This is a genomic window from Paenibacillus liaoningensis (genome assembly GCF_059609455.1).
In genome coordinates this window covers 129,760-148,174 of the sequence record NZ_JCAALU010000014.1, presented here as the reverse complement: position 1 = coordinate 148,174, position 18,415 = coordinate 129,760, and the positions used below count along the sequence as shown (strand labels likewise).

The window sequence follows — 18,415 nt, the reverse complement described above, 5'->3', positions numbered from 1 at the left end:
AGCACCTCGATTTTGATTAACTCCCTGTTCTTATTCCCCGCTTGAACAGCAAGAGGCCCAGCAAAATAACAATGAGCAGAAGCACGATCGTGCCGCCCGGAGCCAAATTCCAAATCCCTGCAATCATCAAGCCGCAAATAACGGCAATTTCACCAATAATGACGACGGTAATAATGCTCTGCCGAAAGCTGCGCGCAATGATAAGACTGCAAGCCGCTGGAATCGTCAGCAGTGCAGACACAAGCAGCGCTCCAACAATTTTGATGGAAGCACTAATGACAAGCGCGGTTAGCACGCTAATCATAACATTATAAAAACGGACGGGCAACCCGCTCACCGCTGCTGCATCCTCATCAAAAGTAAGCAAAAACAGCTCCTTCACCTGCAGCCTGATGGCTACAAGGACGACAACCGTCACCACGGCAATCGTAATTAAATCGATGTTGCTCAGCGTATAAATGCTGCCAAATAAATAGCCGCTGACATTGACATTAAAGCCCTTGCCCATCGTGAATAAAATCGAAGCCAGCGCAACGCCGCCCGACATAATAATCGCAATGGACAGCTCGGCATAGGATTTATAAGCTTTCCTCAGCTTTTCAATCGCAAACGAAGCTGCAACAGCGAACAGCAGGCCTACCGCAACCGGATACACCCCAATTAAGAATCCAAGCGCAACGCCCGCAATGGATACATGCGACAGCGTATCGCCGATCATGGACAAACGGCGCAGCACGAGAAAAATGCCCATTAGCGGCGCTGTTACTCCGATAAGCAAGCCGCCAATCAGCGCCCTTTGAAAAAATTCGCTAGTAACGATCTCCAACCTGAACAACCTCTTCTCTGCTATCCATTTCCTGACGAAGCCCGCGCAGGCTGTGAGTCAGATCATCTTGCGCACAATTTTGCAAATCATGCGAATGCTTTTTGTAAAACTTCAGCTTGCCGCTTTGCGCTGCCTGATGCAGCCCCAAATAAGTGCGGATCATCTCCATGTCATGGGACACCATGAGGAAGGTGATATTGTGATGCTGATGCATATGCTTGATCATATGGAAAAAGCTTTCCTGCGTCTCTGAATCGATCCCAACGGTAGGCTCATCCAAAATAAGCAGCGACGGATTGTTAATAAGCGCCCGCGCCAAGAAAGCACGCTGCTGCTGGCCGCCGGACAGCTGGCCGATCCGCTTGTCCGCCAAATCCTCGATTTTCATCGCATGCAGGGCGTCATCTGCCTTTAAGTGATCGCTCTTCGTAATACGGCGAAACAGCTTATTGCGCCCGTAAAGGCCCGATAGCACCACTTCGCGAACCGTCGCTGGAAAAAGGGGATTAAACGCATTTTTTTGCGGCACATAACCGATTTTTTCCCATGCCTTAAATTGGCCTACCGGCTCGCCGAACAAACGAATGACGCCGCTCTCCGGCTTTAGCAAGCCGACAATCATTTTGAGCAGCGTTGTTTTTCCCGCGCCGTTCGAGCCAATCAGCCCGATAAAATCACGCTCGCGAACGCTCAAATTAAGTCCGGTGATGACGCGCTGCTGCTGGTACGAGAAGGTTACGCCCTCCAGCGATATAATATCCTGATGGCAGTCTCCTGCCGGGCTGGAAAGCAAGTCCGCTTCTGGCAGCCTCTCTGTCACTTGTTGCATCCTGTCAACCTCCCTTGCTTTTTACTATATTGCTATACTTCCCTGATTATATCATTTATAAAGCGCCATTTACCTAGAGACTGCGACGAAATAAAGTACCGTTAATTTCCTCGCAGCTCCTTATTGCAGTGCTTTCAGAAGATTTTGCAAATTCGCTTCCATCAGCGTAATGTAGGTATCGCCATTTTTCTCCTGCTCTGGCGTCAGTCCTTCTACTGGATTCAGCATCAATGTGTCAACCTTCGCTTCGCTCGCGAGCGTATCCGCAAGTGCCGGAGATACAAGCTCCTCGAAGAAAATATAGCGAATGCCTTGTTCCTTCACAAATTTGGCGATATTCAGCAAATCCTGCGCTCTAGGCTCAGCATCAGCCGATAATCCCATTATAGCCGTTTGCGTCAAGCCATAGTCGCGGGCCAAATAACCAAACGCCTGATGGGATACTACGATATCCTTCATCGTCGTTTTGGACAGCTCCTGCTCGAACTTCGCATCGAGTGCTGCAAGCTTGCTGTGCAGCGCCTCATAGTTCGCCTCATATTCGGTTTTGTGGGCACTGTCCACTTGAATGAGGCTATTTTTCACATTTTCAGCCATAATGATTGCCGATTTCGGGCTGACCCAAGTATGCGGATCGACATCGAGAGCGTGCTCATGATCATGCTCGTCAGCAGCTGCACCGTCTGCTTCTTCGCTATGCTCTTCATGATCCGCATGCTCCTCTGCCGTTTCAGCGCTATGATCATGCTCCTCTTCGGAATTGCCTTGAATCAGCTCAATACCTTTGCTCATTTCGGCCGTAATGATCGTCTGATCGTTCGGCAATCCTTTCAGAAAGCTGTCCGTCCAGCCTTCCAGTCCTGCTCCATTGTAAAGAAACAGCTGCGCTTTGGAGGCGGTGCTGAGATCTTGGCTTTTCGGCGTCCAATCATGCGGCTCCACTCCTGCCGGGATGAGGTTGACGACATTGACATATTCACCGCCAATTTCTGAAGCGAAATAATAGAGAGGATAAAAACTAGTCACGACATTCGTCTTGCCTTCTACGATAGAAGACTTCGAATTGCTGCCGCATGCGGACAGCACAAGAACAACCGACAACAATAAAGCGGCCATAGCCGTTATTTTCTTGCTTGAAAATACCTTTTTCATTTCGCAAATGCTCCATTTCTGTGAAAACCGTTTTCTTTTAGTAATCGTTATGATTACGTTCAGATTATACGAGTGCTTGGCATCACTGTCAACTGCTATTCGCATGTTCCTGGTCTACACGTAGCAGAACACTATGCGAGTATGGCGGTTGTGTGTCTATTCCGCTCCCGCTGTCGAAAAAAAATAATGTATTAGACTCGTAACATCCCATTAAGGCAACAGTCACTTATGTTGAGAGTAACATAAGTTGCCTTTGGTACGTCTATGTTACAAACAAGGGGGGAAGAACATGAGGATAATAGGGTGCGTTTTACTGCTGCTACTCATGGGGCTTGCGATCATAGCTTGCAGCGAACCTCAAACTGAGAAGCTGACCACAAAGACATTGCAAGAACTCTACCCAGGGGATATTATGAATGTGGATTCCATGGAGATTACGGACGGCAGCTCGGGCGAGCGGAAATGGTTTGCTAACAAAAAACAGATTCAAGAGTGGATCAATCAAGTGAAAGACATGAAATTCGAGCCAGATCCGAACCAAGAGGACCGGAGCGGCTTCCTGTACGCGGTATCCTTGCGGGAAGGTCACGAGAGCAAGCTGGGATTCACTCCGAATTCGCAGGGCAGTCATTATTACATCCACAACGAGGAATTGACCAACCGAATTCAAGAGATGTTTGTAAACGGGGATACCACAAAAAACGATTAATAAGAACCGTACCAAATCGGCATTCATTGCGCTAACAGAGAACGTTATTTCAATGACCACAACGGCAGTCTAAAACTTATTTATCAAAAACTAATAAAAAGAGAACCGAAGCGGAATAGCTCCGCCCGGTTCTCTCTTATGCTGCTTGCTTTACTGCAATTCCCTTTATTTCACAACAGCGCCATTTGGCATATCGTCCGGCACCGTCGCCAGCGTTAGCTGGTCGCCGTGCGACGCAGCCAGAATCATCCCTTGCGACAATTCTCCCCGCAGCTTCACCGGCTTCAGGTTCGTCACACAAATCACCTTCCGGCCGACAATCGACTCTGGCGTATAAAATTTCGCAATGCCCGAAACGACCTGGCGCTGCTCATAACCGAGATCAAGCTGCAGCTTCAGCAGCTTGTCGGCTTTCTTCACAGGCTCGGCAGCAATGACTTGCGCCACTCGCAGCTCTACCTTGGCGAAATCGTCGATGCCGATTTCTTCCTTGCTTTCTACCGGAGCCGCGTCTGCTGCGGCTCCTTCCCCTCCAGCGCCAGCCGCTTGCTGCGCGGCTTCCGGCTGCGCTTCCGCTTTGGCAGCGCCGCCCCCCATCTCGGCTGCGATAAAAGCAACCTCATCCGCCGTCTCCAGGCGTGGGAACAGCGGGCTGTCCTTCTGCACCCGCGTGCCTGCCGGCAGCTGCCCGAACGTGCGCATGCTCTCCCATGACGTCAGCTCGCCCGGCTGAATGCCGAGCTGCTTCCACAGCTCACGCGGCGCATGCGTCAGGAACGGCTGGAGCATAATCGATGTGATGCGCAGCGCTTCCGCCAAATGCTGCATGACCGCAGCCAGCTCCGCGCGCTTGCCTTCATCCTTCGCCAGCGTCCACGGCTGTGTCTCATCAATATATTTATTCGTCCGGCTGACGAACTGCCAAATCGCAGCGAGCGCTACAGAAAACTCCATGTTTTCCATAGCAGCCTCCACAGAAGCAATCGTATCCTGCGCCAGCGCTTCAAGCGAAGCGTCGAATGGTGTGATTTGTCCGGCATAAACTGGAATCTCGCCGTCAAAATATTTATCAATCATCGCAACGGTACGATTAAGCAAATTGCCGAGGTCGTTGGCAAGATCAAAGTTAATACGCTCGACGAAATTTTCCGGAGTAAAGGTGCCATCGGCGCCGAAAGGCACCTCGCGCAGCAAATAATAGCGGACAGCATCGAGGCCATAACGGTCGATCAGCATAACCGGGTCCACAACATTGCCCTTGGACTTCGACATTTTGCCGTCCTTCATGAGCAGCCAGCCATGGGCAAATACCTTTTTCGGAATCGGAAGATTGAGTGCCATGAGCATAATCGGCCAATAAATCGTATGGAAACGAACGATTTCCTTGCCCACGAGATGGACATCCGCCGGCCAGAAGCGCTCATATTTAGCCGCAGCCTCGGGATCATCGCTGCCATAGCCAAGCGCCGTAATATAGTTGGACAGTGCATCAATCCACACATAGATGACATGCTTCGCATCGCCTGGCACTTTAACGCCCCAATCGAAGGTCGTACGCGATACGGCTAGATCCTCCAAGCCCGGCTTGATGAAATTGTTGATCATTTCATTTTTGCGTGATTCCGGCTGAATAAAATGAGGGTTGTCCTCATATAGCTTAAGCAGGCGGTCTGCATATTTGCTCATCCGGAAAAAATAGCTCTCTTCCTTTACGAGCTCAACCGGGCGTCCGCAATCCGGACAATTGCCGTTTTCAAGCTGGCGCTCTAGGAAAAAGGATTCACACGGCGTACAGTACCAGCCTTCATACGTACCCTTATAAATATCTTCTTGCTTCAGCAGCTGATCAAAAATTTTCTCAACGACCTTCTTATGGCGCTCCTCCGTCGTGCGAATAAAGTCATCATTGGAAATTTCCAGCTTCGCCCACAAGCTTTTAATGCCGACAACGATATCATCGACGAATTGCTGAGGGGTCTTGCCTTGCTCCTGTGCTTTGCGTTCGATTTTCTGCCCATGCTCATCGGTTCCAGTCAGGAACCAAACGTCGTAGCCGCGCAGCCGCTTGTATCTTGCCATCGCGTCGCCCGCCACCGTCGTATACGCATGCCCAATATGCAGCTTGTCGCTCGGATAATAAATCGGCGTAGTCAAATAAAATGTTTTGTTGTCATTCGCCATTTCAGCAGCCTCCCAAATTTCGATTCTAAAAACACATAAAAACGCAAAAAACTCCCGTCCATCATGGGACGAGAGTATAAAACTCACGTGGTACCACCCAAATTCCCCTTGCATCTTCTCCTGATTCGCAGAAAAAAACGTAATGGCTTCGTGTGCCGCCGATTGAAGGCGGACAATACCGTTAACGCCGGTCAAACGCTGCTCTCTTACCCGCTCCCGCCTAGTCAAACCTAAGGCAGCGCGCTGCTCAAAAGCAGATCCTCCAGGACCATCTTCCAACTTTGCCCGTACCGGCTCACACCTTATTGCCCGGCTCTCTGCGACGCAGCTTCCATTGTACTTATCCATTCATCGGACTCATATATGACAAAATATACCGAACAGCCAGCCCTTCTGTCAAGTAGGCTGATCCCCATCGCTCTGCTTTCCGCCCTTTACGGGAGGAACCGGATCGTAGCCACCGGCGTGAAACGGGTGACAGCGGCTAATCCGCCGCGCCGCAAGCCATGAGCCCCTGAGCACGCCATGCTTCTCAATGGCCTCCAGCGCATAGGCGGAGCATGTGGGAGCAAAGCGGCAGGAAGGCGGCAAATGCGGTGAAATCGCTTTGCGGTAAAAATGAATCGGCGCCTGAACGACACGTCTAGCAACAGGTCTCTTTTCCATTAGCTTTGCGCTGCTGCTTCTTCCTGATCACAGTCTTTACAATAACCGAACACTTCAAACTTGTGCTTGACGATTCGGAAATCAGCGGGCGCAGTCGTCTGCTCCATTGGGCAGCACATAATTGGATACGTTTTGCCGCAGTTCAGACAAATCATATGGTGGTGGTGGTCATGCTCGCGGCAATGCAGCTTGAACTTGACGCCTTCCTCGAACACCACCTGCTCCAGCACGCCAAGCTCCTCCATGACACGCAGGTTGCGGTATACGGTATCAAAGCTAAGTCCGGAATAAGACTTGCCCATGTATTCATAAACGTCCTTGGGGGCCAAGTAGCCCGGCGATTCTGCGAATAGCTTGGCCAGCGTCTTGCGCTGGTCGGTAATGCGCAGTCCTTGGCTCGACATGATTCTCACAATATCTTCAATCGTATGCGTATGTGAATGTGCATGTGTACTCATGCGACAAACCTCCTGCCTCTGAAATCTCTTTCTCCCATAATGCCGAAAAAAAAGACTCTCGTCAATGAGAGCCTTCCTGCCGCTGCTATTTTAACCGTTCAACCGCATATTAATAAGGAAGCTCGCGACCATGGCCACAAACAAAATCAGGCTGATAATTCCAAACGTCAGTCGTATTTTGTGCGCCTTGCGAAGCTTGTCCCCGTTGCCTGTTTCCAGCTTGGCGAGCGTATAAGAGCGCTGCATAAAAAGAAATAAAATTAATGAAGTGACAAAAAACATATTGACGATAAACCATACTGCTGTCCAAAACATATCGACGCCTCCTCTAACCGCAAATTCCCTGAGCTACAGGAACCATCGATTTAATATCCACATAAATACAACGAAGCTGACAACTGCCCCACCGATGCATATCCAACCGGAACGGAACCGCTGCCCGAACATACGTAAAATGCCAAAGCTCAGCAATCCGAAAATGAGCAGCAAAAAAACGACGCCCAAAATAAATAACGCTGGCGATACATTGCTGACATCTACTAAACTCACGCGATACACTCCCCCATAACATTTCTATCTAGCATTATAAGGGATTTGCCCTGCATAAAGCCAGTGCTAACGATAGGCGTGCCGCCACTTTCCTGCCATAAGTAACGAATTTGTCACGATTTCAGGTTTAAAATATCGGGACTGCCCTTTATAGAAGGATCATGTAGAGGGGGATTTGATTCCATTCATCAATATGGAAACCCCAGTTTAAATATTCGATACCCATCTTGATAAAGTTGGCTCCACAAAATGGAAGAACTTAATCTTCAGAATAACTTCAGAATTACCTTATTAAAATCTAAAGCTTTATAAAGTAAGCTAGAAGCAGTGTCTACAAATTTGAAAGCTTTGCTACAAGACGTTTAGCCTTAGGTCACGTTCAAGTTGCAGGAGATATCGTCTATACTTACGCAATACGCTTGCTGTGAATCGCTACCGCACTGACAGCAGCCATTGTCCTCGTCCAATTATTTCTGCCAATTCAGAAAGCGATTTATAAGGAGATAGATGCATGAAAATGACCATTCTAGTAGCTGAAGATGAACAGGAAATTCGCGACGTCATTCACATTTATTTGCGGAATGAAGGCTACCTTGTCCGGGAAGCGGAGGACGGGACGCAGGCTTTGAAAATGGTTCAGCAGGAAAATATTGATCTGATTATTCTCGATATTATGATGCCTCATTTGGATGGCATTCAAGCTTGCCTCAAAATCCGCGAAATATCGAATGTTCCTATTATTATGCTCTCTGCTAAAGGGGAGGATTTAGATAAAATTATGGGTCTTTCCACAGGCGCAGATGATTATGTAACGAAACCATTTAACCCCCTTGAGCTGATTGCCCGGGTAAAAGCCCAAATCAGGCGGCAGCATTTCGCTTCCAGCAAGCCAGCCATAAATGACTCTGAAATAGCTATGGATGATTTGGTCATTAATCGAGACCAGCATAGCGTTGTCGTGCGCGGCCATGAAAAATCGTTAACCCCCATTGAATTTTCCATTCTGGAATTGTTAGCGATGCACCGGGGGCAAGTTTTTAACGTCGATAAAATCTATCAAAGCGTCTGGAAGGAACATACCGCGTTTTATTCGGAAAATACAGTGATGGTTCATATACGCAACATCCGCGAGAAAATCGAGGTCAATCCTAGAGAGCCGCAATATATTAAGACGGTCTGGGGAGTGGGATACAAAATTGAAAAATAAGCTATGGACTTATTTATTCGGCAAAAAAAGCATTCGCGTCCAGATGCTTTGGGCTTTTATTTTCAGCCTGATACTTGCTACTTTATTCAGCACGATCTATTCCATGCAGCGACCCCAATCCGGTTTTATTTATAAATTTTTGCCTATAGGCATTTTTGTGCTCTCTTTTTGGTTCAGCTTCATATTAATGACCCGCCGTACGATCCGTTATTTCAAGACGATTACCGATGGCCTCAAAGCAATGTCCTTCGGGAATTTAAGCTACCGGATTCCGTTATCCAGCCAGGATGAATTAGGGCATGTAGCACAAAATATCAATGATATGGCGGAACAATTGCAAAGCAAGCTTGCGCGGGAGCGACAGCTGGAAAAATCGAAGATGGAACTGATCACCTCCGTTTCGCATGACTTGCGAACACCGCTGACCAGCATTATTGGCTATTTGGATTTATTGAAAACCCACTCCTTCCAAGATGTTCAGGAGCAAGAAAGGTATATCGACAATGCTTATAACAAAACCCAGCAGTTGAAAAAGCTAATAGACGATTTATTCGAATATACGCGGCTTAGCGACCCGGATGTCCGTTTATCTTTTCAGGAAATCGATTTCAACAGATTATTGGCGCAGCTTGTTACTGAATTTGAGCCTGTAGCTCAGGAACAGAACATTATAATAAAAAAAGCGTTGCCTGCTGTACCTGTCATAGCTCTCATGGATACTGGAAAAATGGTCAGAGCGATCGACAATTTATTAATGAATGCCTTGAAATTTTCCGTGAAGCCCGGAGAAATCACCGTAAAGCTTTTTGTTCAAGAAGGACGAATTACTTTAAGCGTCGAGAATGTGGGCCAACCGATAACGAAGGAGCAGGAGGAGCAATTGTTTGAACGATTTTATAAAATGGAGCCCTCCCGCAACCATGCCCGTATGCCTGCCGGCTTTGGCCTTGGACTATCGATTGCTAAACATATCGTCGAGCTGCACAATGGACGGATCTGGCTTAACCATCATCAGGGGCATTATGCGTTTTGCGCCGAATTTAAGCACCCGCAGCAGCAGCTTTAAGCATCCAGCTTGCTTTTCATGATATCTCGCCTATAACCGCACCTCCTTTTTACGGCAAACATATACAAATGCGGGAGGCATGTTTAAGGGCACGAATGTAATTTTTTCAATTTCAAAATGCTCTTTAAGCTGCGATCTCATCTGCAAGGAGTATTGAAAAGCAATGAATAGACCGTCATCTTTAAGCGATACGAGAATTTGCTCCATCAGCTTGTCTCGCAGCGTTTGCGGGAAATTGGTAAATGGCAGTCCGCTAATAATGCAGTCCAACTGCTTGATCGCTTCCGTATGCAGCGATGCCTGGAGGTAGCTGCTGTCCTCATAGCTTGAAAATTCGGGATAATGCTCCTGCAATTGTTCACGCATATAAGGGTCTTTTTCAAAAAGGATAACCTTAGTCGCTTTCTTTTTGGCTGCTTGAATGTATTTGGTTATCGCACCGGTACCGGCTCCCAGCTCTGCGATACTCGTTGCTTTGTTCCAGGGAACTGACTCCAGCATTTTTTTCGCGAGAAATTTTGAGCTTGGCGTTACGCTGCCGATTTGTCTGGGCGAACGCAAAAATTTATGTAGAAAAAGCAGTTTTTCCTTTTTCCAACCATTTACATTTATCATCATCGTATCCCCCTTTATTTCACTTTCCTTATGCTATCCAAAAAATCTGAATATAAAGTGAGGGGGAAACTAAAGGAATTCTTAAGATTCTGAACGTATACAGTGGCATCGAAGATTATGGCGGTATACCTCCCCCGACATTCCCCTGACTCAATAACCGTTTAAAATATGTGTCAGCATGAAGCGCAGCGTATAGTCATTCCCTAGCTCAGGCGGTATACTTTTTTCAGAGGTGACTGTATGTTAGACCGCCACATCGGAGGATTACTAATGAATACGATTATGATTGTCGAAGACGAGGACGCCATCTCCCGGGTGCTCGCAGCCTATATACGCAAGGCGGGATTTGATTGCCGCATCTATCGCAACGGACGGGAAGCTATTGAAGCTTTTGATGCGGCAGTTCCTACGCTCGTTATTCTCGATGTTATGCTGCCGGGCATGAATGGCTGGGAAGTGTTGAACCATATTCGCTACAAAAGCGCTTGTCCCGTCATTATGCTGACGGCTAGAGGCGATGTAAGCGACCGGATTCTGGGGCTCAACGAAGGAGCCGATGATTATATGACGAAGCCGTTTGAGCCAGAAGAGGTTGTCGCCCGCATTCATGCGGTGCTCAGACGGCCGCCCCGCTCCCTCGTCAGCTCGGAACAGGTTACGTTTGGGAGCATTCGCATCGATTTTAAATCACATACGGTTTACTTGAATGGTGCCAGTCTTTCGATCACTCCCCGCGATCTGTCGCTGCTCATGTTCCTCGCCGAGCATCCGAACCAGATTTTTTACCGCGAGCAGTTAATAGATAAAGTTTGGGGAATGGATTATGAGGGCAGCGATCGGGCAGTAGATTTGGCCATCAAGCGTTTGCGCAAGCTGCTGCTGCATTGGCCGCCAGAAGAAGGAGAAATCCGCACCCTGCGGGGGACGGGGTATATGCTTTATGCCAACACCCACTAATCGTCGCCAAACGCTGCTCAGCCGCTGGACTTTTCGCTATGTGCTCACCTTATTCATAGGGCTGCTTATCATTGGATTGGTATCGATTTTCTGGATTCGCCAGGAGACGCTGCATGAGCGGAAGCAAAACCTCAAAGCCTTTGCGCAGGTCGCCTCGCAGTATGTGAGCCAAGAAAGTGGACAAATCGTCATTCCGGGCCATTTCTATGAATGGATCGACCGCACCCAGCGCCGCTACTCGCTGCCGGGACAATTTTCATTGCGCGTATTTGATCATAACGGGACCGCTATTTTTATTAAACAGGGTCCCAGAGACAGAGATGCTGCTCCAGCCCTCCCTCCACTTTCGGGTGAGTTGAACGTCACCCTATCAGATGATCAATATACGCTGACAACGCCAATATGGGGCAAAAACAAAGGGGAGGCCATCGGAGCGCTTGCCATTTCCTACGACTACAAGGAGTTAGTCCATGTTAATCAGAATTACGGCCTCATCGGTTCACTGCTGCTTGGCTCAGGCTTGCTGGGCTGGCTCATCATCTACTTTCTGTCGCGAAATTTAAGAAGGCCGATCAAGCAGCTCGCTGAAGCGCTGAATCAGATGGAGGCTGGCAATTATCAGGTAGTCATACCTAACCATGTGAAGGAAAAGGAAATACACGACCTGCTGGTATCGTTCCAGACGATGGCTGCGCGCCTCGGCACATTGGAAGAGCTGCGGACGGAGCTGCTTGCCGGCGTGACACATGAGCTGAAAACACCGATTTCCTCCATTCATGGCCTTATTCATGCCGTTCGCGATCAAGTGGTTGCGGAGGAGGAAGCAGAGGAATTTCTGGAAATTTCCTTGCAGCAGACACGCAGGCTTCAGCATATGGTCACCGACCTGCTGGATTTCAATGCCTTCGCTTCCGGTAAAATCAGCGTCCGACAGGACACGCTTGATCTCGGCAAGCTAGTTGGCGAAATTGTATACCAATGGGGACTGCTGGATCCTGTAGAGGGGCTCGAGCTATCAGCCGATATTCCAACCGGTGCTTTTCTGGCTGTCGGAGATGCAAGCCGCATTCAGCAAATTATTGTGAATTTGCTGAACAATAGCAGGCAAGCGCTGCAAGGCCAAGGCCGCATTCATGTCTCTCTATCGGAATCTTCAGCTGGCAGCTATGAAATTAACGTTCAGGATAACGGTCCAGGCATATCGGAAGAGGAGCAGAAAAATATTTTCGAGCGATACTTTCGCGGTGAGCGTAAAAAGCTTGCTGTCGGCGGCCTAGGCCTCGGTCTTACCTACAGCCGAATGCTTGCCATTGCCATGGGGGGCCAGTTGAATTTAAAGCACAGCACGCCGCAAGGGACGACGTTTCAGCTATTGCTCCCTAAGCAGCCGTAGCCACTCGTTTGGCCGTTTCGAGGCGTCCAGCAATCTTGGTGTCTGTCTAACCATCTTAGTGTCTGCCAATTAATTAAGGTCAGTCAGCAGCATCTGGCTGGCACTTTTCTTTGCAATCGTATGGCTACTTTCGAATTTAGTCTCAAACGTATTCAATAATCGACTTGGCGGACACAGCAGCCGCTATTTAAATAGAATCACGGGTTTTGGCACAGGCTGCGGACTCAGGAGACGCTAATGTGCTGCCAAAAGCCATTTTGAGGCGATGATGTGGGCAATAGCGGTTTTCCTGTCCGCATAAGATCCGAAACCAGATTAATAGCCAGAATAGCGGAACCTCTGTCCTTCAGAAAAGAGTTGAGCGTCCCCCGGCTGCGTTTTCTACGCAATAGTGTTTTCAGCATTCGTTTTTTAGCATTCGTTTTTCAGCATTAGTGTTCTCAACAATAATGTTTCAGCTACAATGGCATGCTGCGGTTCCGTAAGCCTTGAATCGTCAGATGAGATTTTCCTCGAATAAGTGCTTAGTAAGGCTCCGCAACACGGCTCCGGTTTGTCTATACACCTACCTGGCAACTGAAATGGATTTAATTATTTTGGTTTTTTTCTCCCCATTCACATAGCTGTTCCAAAACGGGTAATAGCGTTTCCGCTTTATCGGTGAGACTGTATTCGACTTTAGGCGGAACCTGAGGATACTCTTTCCTGTTCACCAAACCGTCCGCTTCCAATTCCTTCAGGTGTGAACTTAATGTTTTATAAGTAATCGTGCCAATCTGTCTTTTCAGATCATTAAAGCGAACCGGCTGGTTTTCTGCCAGGAGATAAATGATGACCATTTTCCATTTGCCACCAATAACGGATACTGTATAACCAAAAGGTGTATCTTGAATATTTTTAACTTTACCTTTATATTCAGCCATACTCATATTTACACTATCCTTTCGGGTAGTACCTATCAATAAAGTGCGTACTACGTTTTAATTTACGTTCAGTTTATACTAGCCTTACTTTGACGTAAAGGAGAACAAAACATGACTAATCAAACAATACGCCTGTTAATGCCGCAATGGCAAGGGGGCGACAACCCTAACTACTCTTTTGGAGCCGAACTGCTCGCTTGGCTAGCTCCGGACAATGATCAACCTCTTATTCATGTGCCCGTGCAAGCGTATGATGGCACTCCACTTGAAAACGAGAACGGTATAAAAGGGAGACAGCAGCTGCTTGAACAATTAGAGTCTGCTCAGCATATCATTAATGCCCATAAGCCAGATCGCATTATCATGTTTGGTGGCGACTGCTTAGTCGAACAAGCCCCATTTGCCTATTTGAACGAACGCTACGGTGGGGAATTAGGCTTAATTTGGATTGATGCTCATAGTGATTTAGTTAGATATGTGGGCTATGATAACGGACATACATTACCGCTCGGGAATTTGTTGGGAGAAGGGGATGAGGAGTTCGCAAAACATGTGAAAGTCCCTCTAAAGCCTGAAAATGTCTTTATCGCGGGATTAGCAGCTCCAACAGAGCAGGAATTTGAAGTAATTTCAGAAGCATTTCAAAGACTAGGAATAGCCCCTGTCGAACCAGACACCGAAATGATTCAAAGACTAGGTATTAAAACCGCAGGCACCGCAGAGCTATCAAGCAGCACGGAATCTATAAAGAAGTGGATTAAAGAAAGCGGCATTAAGCACTTAGCGATTCATCTCGATTTAGATGTGCTTGATCCAAAGGCATTTCGTTCTTTATTGTTCGCGAATCCCGAAGCCCCTTATCCTTATTCTCCTGCGGGAACGATGCAAATACCTCAGTTACTTCATCTGATTAAACAACTATCTGAAGAAACAGATGTAGTTGGATTAGGCATAACGGAACATTTGCCGTGGGATGCGATAAACTTGAAAAATCTGCTCGGAGAAATACCTATTTTAAATCAGTAGAGTCATTATCGGTAATTCTAATAGAACACTGTTCTGCTTATTCATAAAATACACTTTCGCGCTTTATGTTTGCGAGGGTGTATTTTTATGTGGCCGCAAATGCAAAAATCATGATTGGTTGGCGTTTCCATCCCCCATTCTCTCTCAACATCTTCCTGACACATAGCTATATTAATCTAAGTCCAGAACCACATCCCCCCATTTGAGAGGAGCTTCCCCTATGAAAGCCAAAAAAACGATCGTCACCCTGCTGATCCTGCTTGCGGTGAGTGCAGGTGCCGTTCAATTGACCACGGCCAACAGCAGTAATGCCAACCACGACAATAAGACGAATGAGGCAACAGCTCCAGCCCCAGTCCATAAGCAAAAAAAACCGGACAAACATCCCCCCTCCTCCCCGGTTTCTGAAAAGGCTAAGCCATCCGCTCATGCCGGGTCTGGATCAGGAGCAGGCACTAGCGTAATCGATCAGAACGGTTATACAATCTCGATCGAAGGCGGTTTTGACACGGATTCCGTGGACCATGGCAGACCCGTTGTTCTCATAGCTGCCGCGCTTGGCGTATCTACCGAAGTATTCCGTGAAGCTTTCAGCGGTGTAACACCTGCGGGCACCGAAAGCGGCGGCCCTACCTCTGAGCAGGCACAATCCAATAAAGCCGCTCTGCTGAAGGTGCTTGCTCCCTATGGCATTACCAACGACCGTCTGGATGAAGTATCGAACTACTACCGCTACAACGGCAGCAAGGGCGAGTTATGGACGCATACGGCGGCGACCGTTACAACCCTATTAACGAACGGCAAAGTGACCGGAATCAAAATCACAAATGCAGGTGCAGGCTATTCCTCCGCTCCTACGATAACCATCACAGGACCAACGGGCACCTTCTCCGCCACCACTACCGTATCCTATACAACGGATTTCAAGACAAACGGCAGTCTTACTGCGATTAAGTTAAATTAAAAAAGCAAAAAAAGCTGCTATTGGTACCATACCGATAGCAGCTTTTCTGCTAAAACTTATTATCGTATCCATAAGATCCACACATGAATCTTCAACGATTGAATTTGCAATCGTCTAGTCACCCTGCCCTTTTGTCAACCACAATTGAGCGGCTTCGGGCAAGCTCTGCAGTATTCGGAGGACATTTCGTAATAAAAGCAGCAGGTTTGACGAATAGAGGTCAACACTTCTCCGGCCATGCCTGCCTTGATCGGTTTTGCAAACTTCGCAAGCGGGTTGCGGCGTTCTCCAAATATGCCCGCTGGTGCAGTCGCTGTAAGAAACTTGAAATCGTCATGAAGACGCTGTAGAACGGATGGCTCACTCTCCGCTTCCTCCAAACCATCCTCATATAGCGGAGCCACACGGACAAATGCATTTTCCCACAAAATCGCCAGCGGAACTTTGCCAGCTGCGGATAAAGAACGAAATAAGGGTGAAAGATGCTCCGCAAATAGCTGACGCAGCATCTGCTCCCGCCATTCCAGCCGTTTTCCCGCCTCTGGCTCAATAATCTCCAGTCCATCAATGCTCAAATTAGGAAACTTGGATCCGCTCACCTTACTTTCACTTTCATCAGGCGAAGCCAGTCGGCAGTTATTTACCGTTAACGACAAGCCCTTGTCGTATACCGTCATCGCATATAAGACAGGTGCAGTGTATAGAAAAGCATAGCGCTTCGCAAGCATGGATGCTGCTACTCTTCTCGTTGGCGCGCCTATTTCACTTGCTAGTCGATCCAGATAGGACTTACATTTCTCTAGGTCTAGCAAATCTTGGGCTGCAATGGAGAGAGCAGCAGGCGGTTCCTTTTTTTCAGGCGTAAACTTGAACATGGCTTCAAGCTCTTTCCACTGTGCAGGTGAAAGATTAACCGGCATGTTATCGCGTTCCAAGGAAAATTTCCGCAGTTCTATCCACAATCATATTAATCGCGATCGGCCCATAATAAGCAATCCATATGTTCGAATCTACTTCATATATTTGATTATTTTTCACGGCTTCAACACTTTTCCAGGTTTCAGTCTGCTGGAACTCCTCAACGACCTCCTTGAACATGTCGTCATGTACGAGGAAATAATGGTCTGCCCCTACTTCTGGAAAAGCTTCAAACGAAATTTGATAAGCCGTATCCTTCTCATCGAGCACCTGCTGTGGAGCAGACAAACCTAGATCGTTATATAAAATGTCCCCTGTGCGGTGGCTCGGCGTATGAATCCGTATGCCTTCATCACGTGGACGAATGAGCGCAACGGTCTGGTCTCCAAGCCTCGCCTTAAGCTCTTCCTTCAGCTTAGCTGTTTTCTCGTTATAAGCTTCCAGAACAGCACTCGCTTCTTCCGATTTTCCAACAATTTTGCCGAAGGTCGTTAAAGTATCGCGCCAATTCTCATCAAAATCGAGCATGATGGTAGGCGCAATTTTAGACAAGCTATCATATACTTTTTCCTGAAACTCTGTGCAAATGATTAAATCCGGTTCCATGGCAGCAATAGCTTCCAAATTCGGCTCATCCCTCGTACCGAGCAATTTAACATCCGTCAGCTTCTCGGATAAATACTCAGGGAAATCGGTTTTATCTGCCGCAGCTTTCACACTGCCCGCTGGCTGCTCGCTTAACGTCACCAGCTGGTCCACAAATTTAGTATCAAGCACCGCAATTTTCGTAGGATGCTGCTCCAGCGTTATTTCACCCTTTGCATGTTTAATAACGACCGGATAAGCTTGTTGTGCCGTTTGTGAAGCATTTGTATTTGATGAAACGGTGCTAGTTGGGCTGGCTCCTCCCGTATTGTTCCCCGAACCGTTGCCGGGCGCAGTTGCACATGCACCGAGCAACAAGATTAAGCTCAACATCAAACTGACCGCTAAAATAGACCCCTTGCTCCTATTCATTCCTAAAACTCCCCCGCTAATATGTTGATAATGATTATCACGCTCATTATTATAGGAGAGATTAGGACGGGAGACAATGGAATATCCCGACACATAGGATGAACTTATGCGACTCTTTTGCCTATAATGCAGCGGGGAAACGCCACAAAACTTCTTAAATGCCCGGCTAAAATAATAACTATCCCCATAACCTACCGATTCCGCAATTACCTTTAGCGATAAATTCGTATTCAATAACATCGCTTGCGCATGGTCCATACGAATTCGAATCAAATATTCGAGCGGCCCAATGCTCAGCTTCGCCTTAAATAAGCGCTGCAGCTGCCTTTCGCTGCAATGAAGGGTACTTGCTATATCCTGAAGGCTGATGGGCTCAGCGTAACGCTCCTCCATAAACCGAATCGTCTGGCTAACGTAGTTTGGCTGGGCCATCGGCGTTCCCTCATGCGCATGGAGCTGCAGCAGGAGATCGTACACCAATTGGTGAAAAATAGCTCGCACATGGAATTTCTCCAATTGGGCATCAAGCAGCCAATAGGTGTGCATTTGCTCTATTTTGGCAAGGACACCAAGGGGATAGTTAGGAGCAAAGCCATATTGCATTTGGAAGGGATTATTGTCCCTATACACATTTAACAGCTCTTTGCGGCTGGGCACAGCGAGAACGGCTTTATAAAAAATCATATAATAATCGAATGGCTCAGCGACTTGGTTAATGTCGATCGTTGCGCCTTTCCCAGCGTGGCACACATAACAGCGATCGACGATATGCTCGGTACCGTCAATGAGGACTCTTGCCTCTCCAGCAACAGCTACCAAGAAGGCGCTCGCCGGCAAACGGAAACCTTGCACACTGTCACCCAATCGCAGCATAGACCGACGAACATCAAGCACCCGTATAGCCGCATGATTCCATAAGGGCAATTGTTCCTGCAACTTCATTATGTTCACCTTCCATG

19 protein-coding genes are annotated in these 18,415 nt (G+C 47.7%); 7 read left to right on the top strand and 12 right to left on the bottom strand.

The window, feature by feature from the left end:
- Window positions 1-16: 16 nt before the first annotated feature.
- The 3 genes from AC6B99_RS22100 to AC6B99_RS22090 form a co-directional block, all read right to left on the bottom strand.
- Window positions 17-826, bottom strand: coding sequence for a metal ABC transporter permease (locus tag AC6B99_RS22100; RefSeq protein WP_056029026.1), 810 nt, complete (start codon window positions 824-826; stop codon window positions 17-19).
- The gene (locus tag AC6B99_RS22095; protein WP_056029028.1) at window positions 810-1,655 is read right to left on the bottom strand and encodes a metal ABC transporter ATP-binding protein; all 846 of its coding nucleotides are present in this window, start codon (window positions 1,653-1,655) and stop codon (window positions 810-812) included. Before AC6B99_RS22095 ends, AC6B99_RS22100 begins: the two co-directional genes overlap by 17 nt.
- A gap of 120 nt (window positions 1,656-1,775) precedes the next feature.
- The gene (locus AC6B99_RS22090; protein ID WP_496664268.1) at window positions 1,776-2,807 is read right to left on the bottom strand and encodes a metal ABC transporter solute-binding protein, Zn/Mn family; all 1,032 of its coding nucleotides are present in this window, start codon (window positions 2,805-2,807) and stop codon (window positions 1,776-1,778) included.
- Between the two features lie 418 nt (window positions 2,808-3,225).
- Here AC6B99_RS22090 and AC6B99_RS22085 point away from each other — a divergent pair, with 418 nt between their 5' ends.
- Complete coding sequence (locus tag AC6B99_RS22085) at window positions 3,226-3,516, top strand: hypothetical protein (protein WP_496664267.1); 291 nt, start codon at window positions 3,226-3,228, stop codon at window positions 3,514-3,516.
- Between the two features lie 165 nt (window positions 3,517-3,681).
- On the opposite strand, the gene metG is transcribed toward AC6B99_RS22085, so the two are convergent.
- The 5 genes from metG to AC6B99_RS22060 form a co-directional block, all read right to left on the bottom strand.
- A complete protein-coding gene (metG, locus tag AC6B99_RS22080) occupies window positions 3,682-5,697 on the bottom strand; it encodes a methionine--tRNA ligase (RefSeq protein WP_494880472.1) in 2,016 nt (671 codons plus the stop codon).
- Window positions 5,698-6,093: 396 nt separating this feature from the next.
- The gene (gene yidD, locus AC6B99_RS22075; protein WP_496664266.1) at window positions 6,094-6,363 is read right to left on the bottom strand and encodes a membrane protein insertion efficiency factor YidD; all 270 of its coding nucleotides are present in this window, start codon (window positions 6,361-6,363) and stop codon (window positions 6,094-6,096) included.
- Complete coding sequence (locus AC6B99_RS22070; RefSeq protein ID WP_056029040.1) at window positions 6,363-6,821, bottom strand: Fur family transcriptional regulator; 459 nt, start codon at window positions 6,819-6,821, stop codon at window positions 6,363-6,365. The genes yidD and AC6B99_RS22070 overlap by 1 nt, the downstream gene beginning before the upstream one ends.
- A gap of 90 nt (window positions 6,822-6,911) precedes the next feature.
- A complete protein-coding gene (locus AC6B99_RS22065) occupies window positions 6,912-7,136 on the bottom strand; it encodes a hypothetical protein (RefSeq protein WP_494880240.1) in 225 nt (74 codons plus the stop codon).
- Window positions 7,137-7,169: 33 nt separating this feature from the next.
- Entirely contained in the window at window positions 7,170-7,370 is a 201-nt protein-coding gene (locus tag AC6B99_RS22060; protein WP_046231914.1) for a hypothetical protein, read from the bottom strand.
- 511 nt (window positions 7,371-7,881) lie between these two features.
- Between AC6B99_RS22060 and AC6B99_RS22055 the strand changes: the two genes are divergently transcribed.
- Complete coding sequence (locus tag AC6B99_RS22055) at window positions 7,882-8,577, top strand: response regulator transcription factor (protein ID WP_496664265.1); 696 nt, start codon at window positions 7,882-7,884, stop codon at window positions 8,575-8,577.
- Window positions 8,567-9,643, top strand: coding sequence for a sensor histidine kinase (locus tag AC6B99_RS22050; protein ID WP_496664264.1), 1,077 nt, complete (start codon window positions 8,567-8,569; stop codon window positions 9,641-9,643). Before AC6B99_RS22055 ends, AC6B99_RS22050 begins: the two co-directional genes overlap by 11 nt.
- 30 nt (window positions 9,644-9,673) lie before the next feature.
- On the opposite strand, the gene AC6B99_RS22045 is transcribed toward AC6B99_RS22050, so the two are convergent.
- Complete coding sequence (locus tag AC6B99_RS22045; RefSeq protein ID WP_494858804.1) at window positions 9,674-10,258, bottom strand: methyltransferase; 585 nt, start codon at window positions 10,256-10,258, stop codon at window positions 9,674-9,676.
- A 270-nt stretch (window positions 10,259-10,528) separates the two neighbouring features.
- Between AC6B99_RS22045 and AC6B99_RS22040 the strand changes: the two genes are divergently transcribed.
- Both AC6B99_RS22040 and AC6B99_RS22035 read left to right on the top strand, forming a co-directional pair.
- Window positions 10,529-11,215, top strand: coding sequence for a response regulator (locus tag AC6B99_RS22040; protein WP_494880238.1), 687 nt, complete (start codon window positions 10,529-10,531; stop codon window positions 11,213-11,215).
- A complete protein-coding gene (locus tag AC6B99_RS22035; protein WP_496664263.1) occupies window positions 11,199-12,608 on the top strand; it encodes a HAMP domain-containing sensor histidine kinase in 1,410 nt (469 codons plus the stop codon). The genes AC6B99_RS22040 and AC6B99_RS22035 overlap by 17 nt, the downstream gene beginning before the upstream one ends.
- Before the next feature lie 587 nt (window positions 12,609-13,195).
- On the opposite strand, the gene AC6B99_RS22030 is transcribed toward AC6B99_RS22035, so the two are convergent.
- Window positions 13,196-13,537 (bottom strand): winged helix-turn-helix transcriptional regulator, encoded by a 342-nt coding sequence (locus AC6B99_RS22030; protein WP_056029051.1) that lies wholly within the window; start codon window positions 13,535-13,537, stop codon window positions 13,196-13,198.
- A gap of 105 nt (window positions 13,538-13,642) precedes the next feature.
- Here AC6B99_RS22030 and AC6B99_RS22025 point away from each other — a divergent pair, with 105 nt between their 5' ends.
- The gene (locus tag AC6B99_RS22025) at window positions 13,643-14,557 is read left to right on the top strand and encodes an arginase family protein (RefSeq protein ID WP_494858531.1); all 915 of its coding nucleotides are present in this window, start codon (window positions 13,643-13,645) and stop codon (window positions 14,555-14,557) included.
- A gap of 220 nt (window positions 14,558-14,777) precedes the next feature.
- On the top strand, window positions 14,778-15,521 hold the full coding sequence (locus AC6B99_RS22020; RefSeq protein ID WP_496664262.1) for a hypothetical protein: 744 nt from the start codon (window positions 14,778-14,780) through the stop codon (window positions 15,519-15,521).
- 134 nt (window positions 15,522-15,655) lie between these two features.
- On the opposite strand, the gene AC6B99_RS22015 is transcribed toward AC6B99_RS22020, so the two are convergent.
- Both AC6B99_RS22015 and AC6B99_RS22010 read right to left on the bottom strand, forming a co-directional pair.
- Window positions 15,656-16,441: an IucA/IucC family C-terminal-domain containing protein gene (locus tag AC6B99_RS22015; RefSeq protein WP_496664261.1), complete on the bottom strand. Its 786-nt coding sequence runs from the start codon at window positions 16,439-16,441 to the stop codon at window positions 15,656-15,658.
- 1 nt (window position 16,442) lies between these two features.
- Window positions 16,443-18,398, bottom strand: a complete 1,956-nt coding sequence (locus AC6B99_RS22010; RefSeq protein ID WP_496664260.1) for an ABC transporter substrate-binding protein — start codon at window positions 18,396-18,398, stop codon at window positions 16,443-16,445.
- Window positions 18,399-18,415 lie beyond the last annotated feature (17 nt).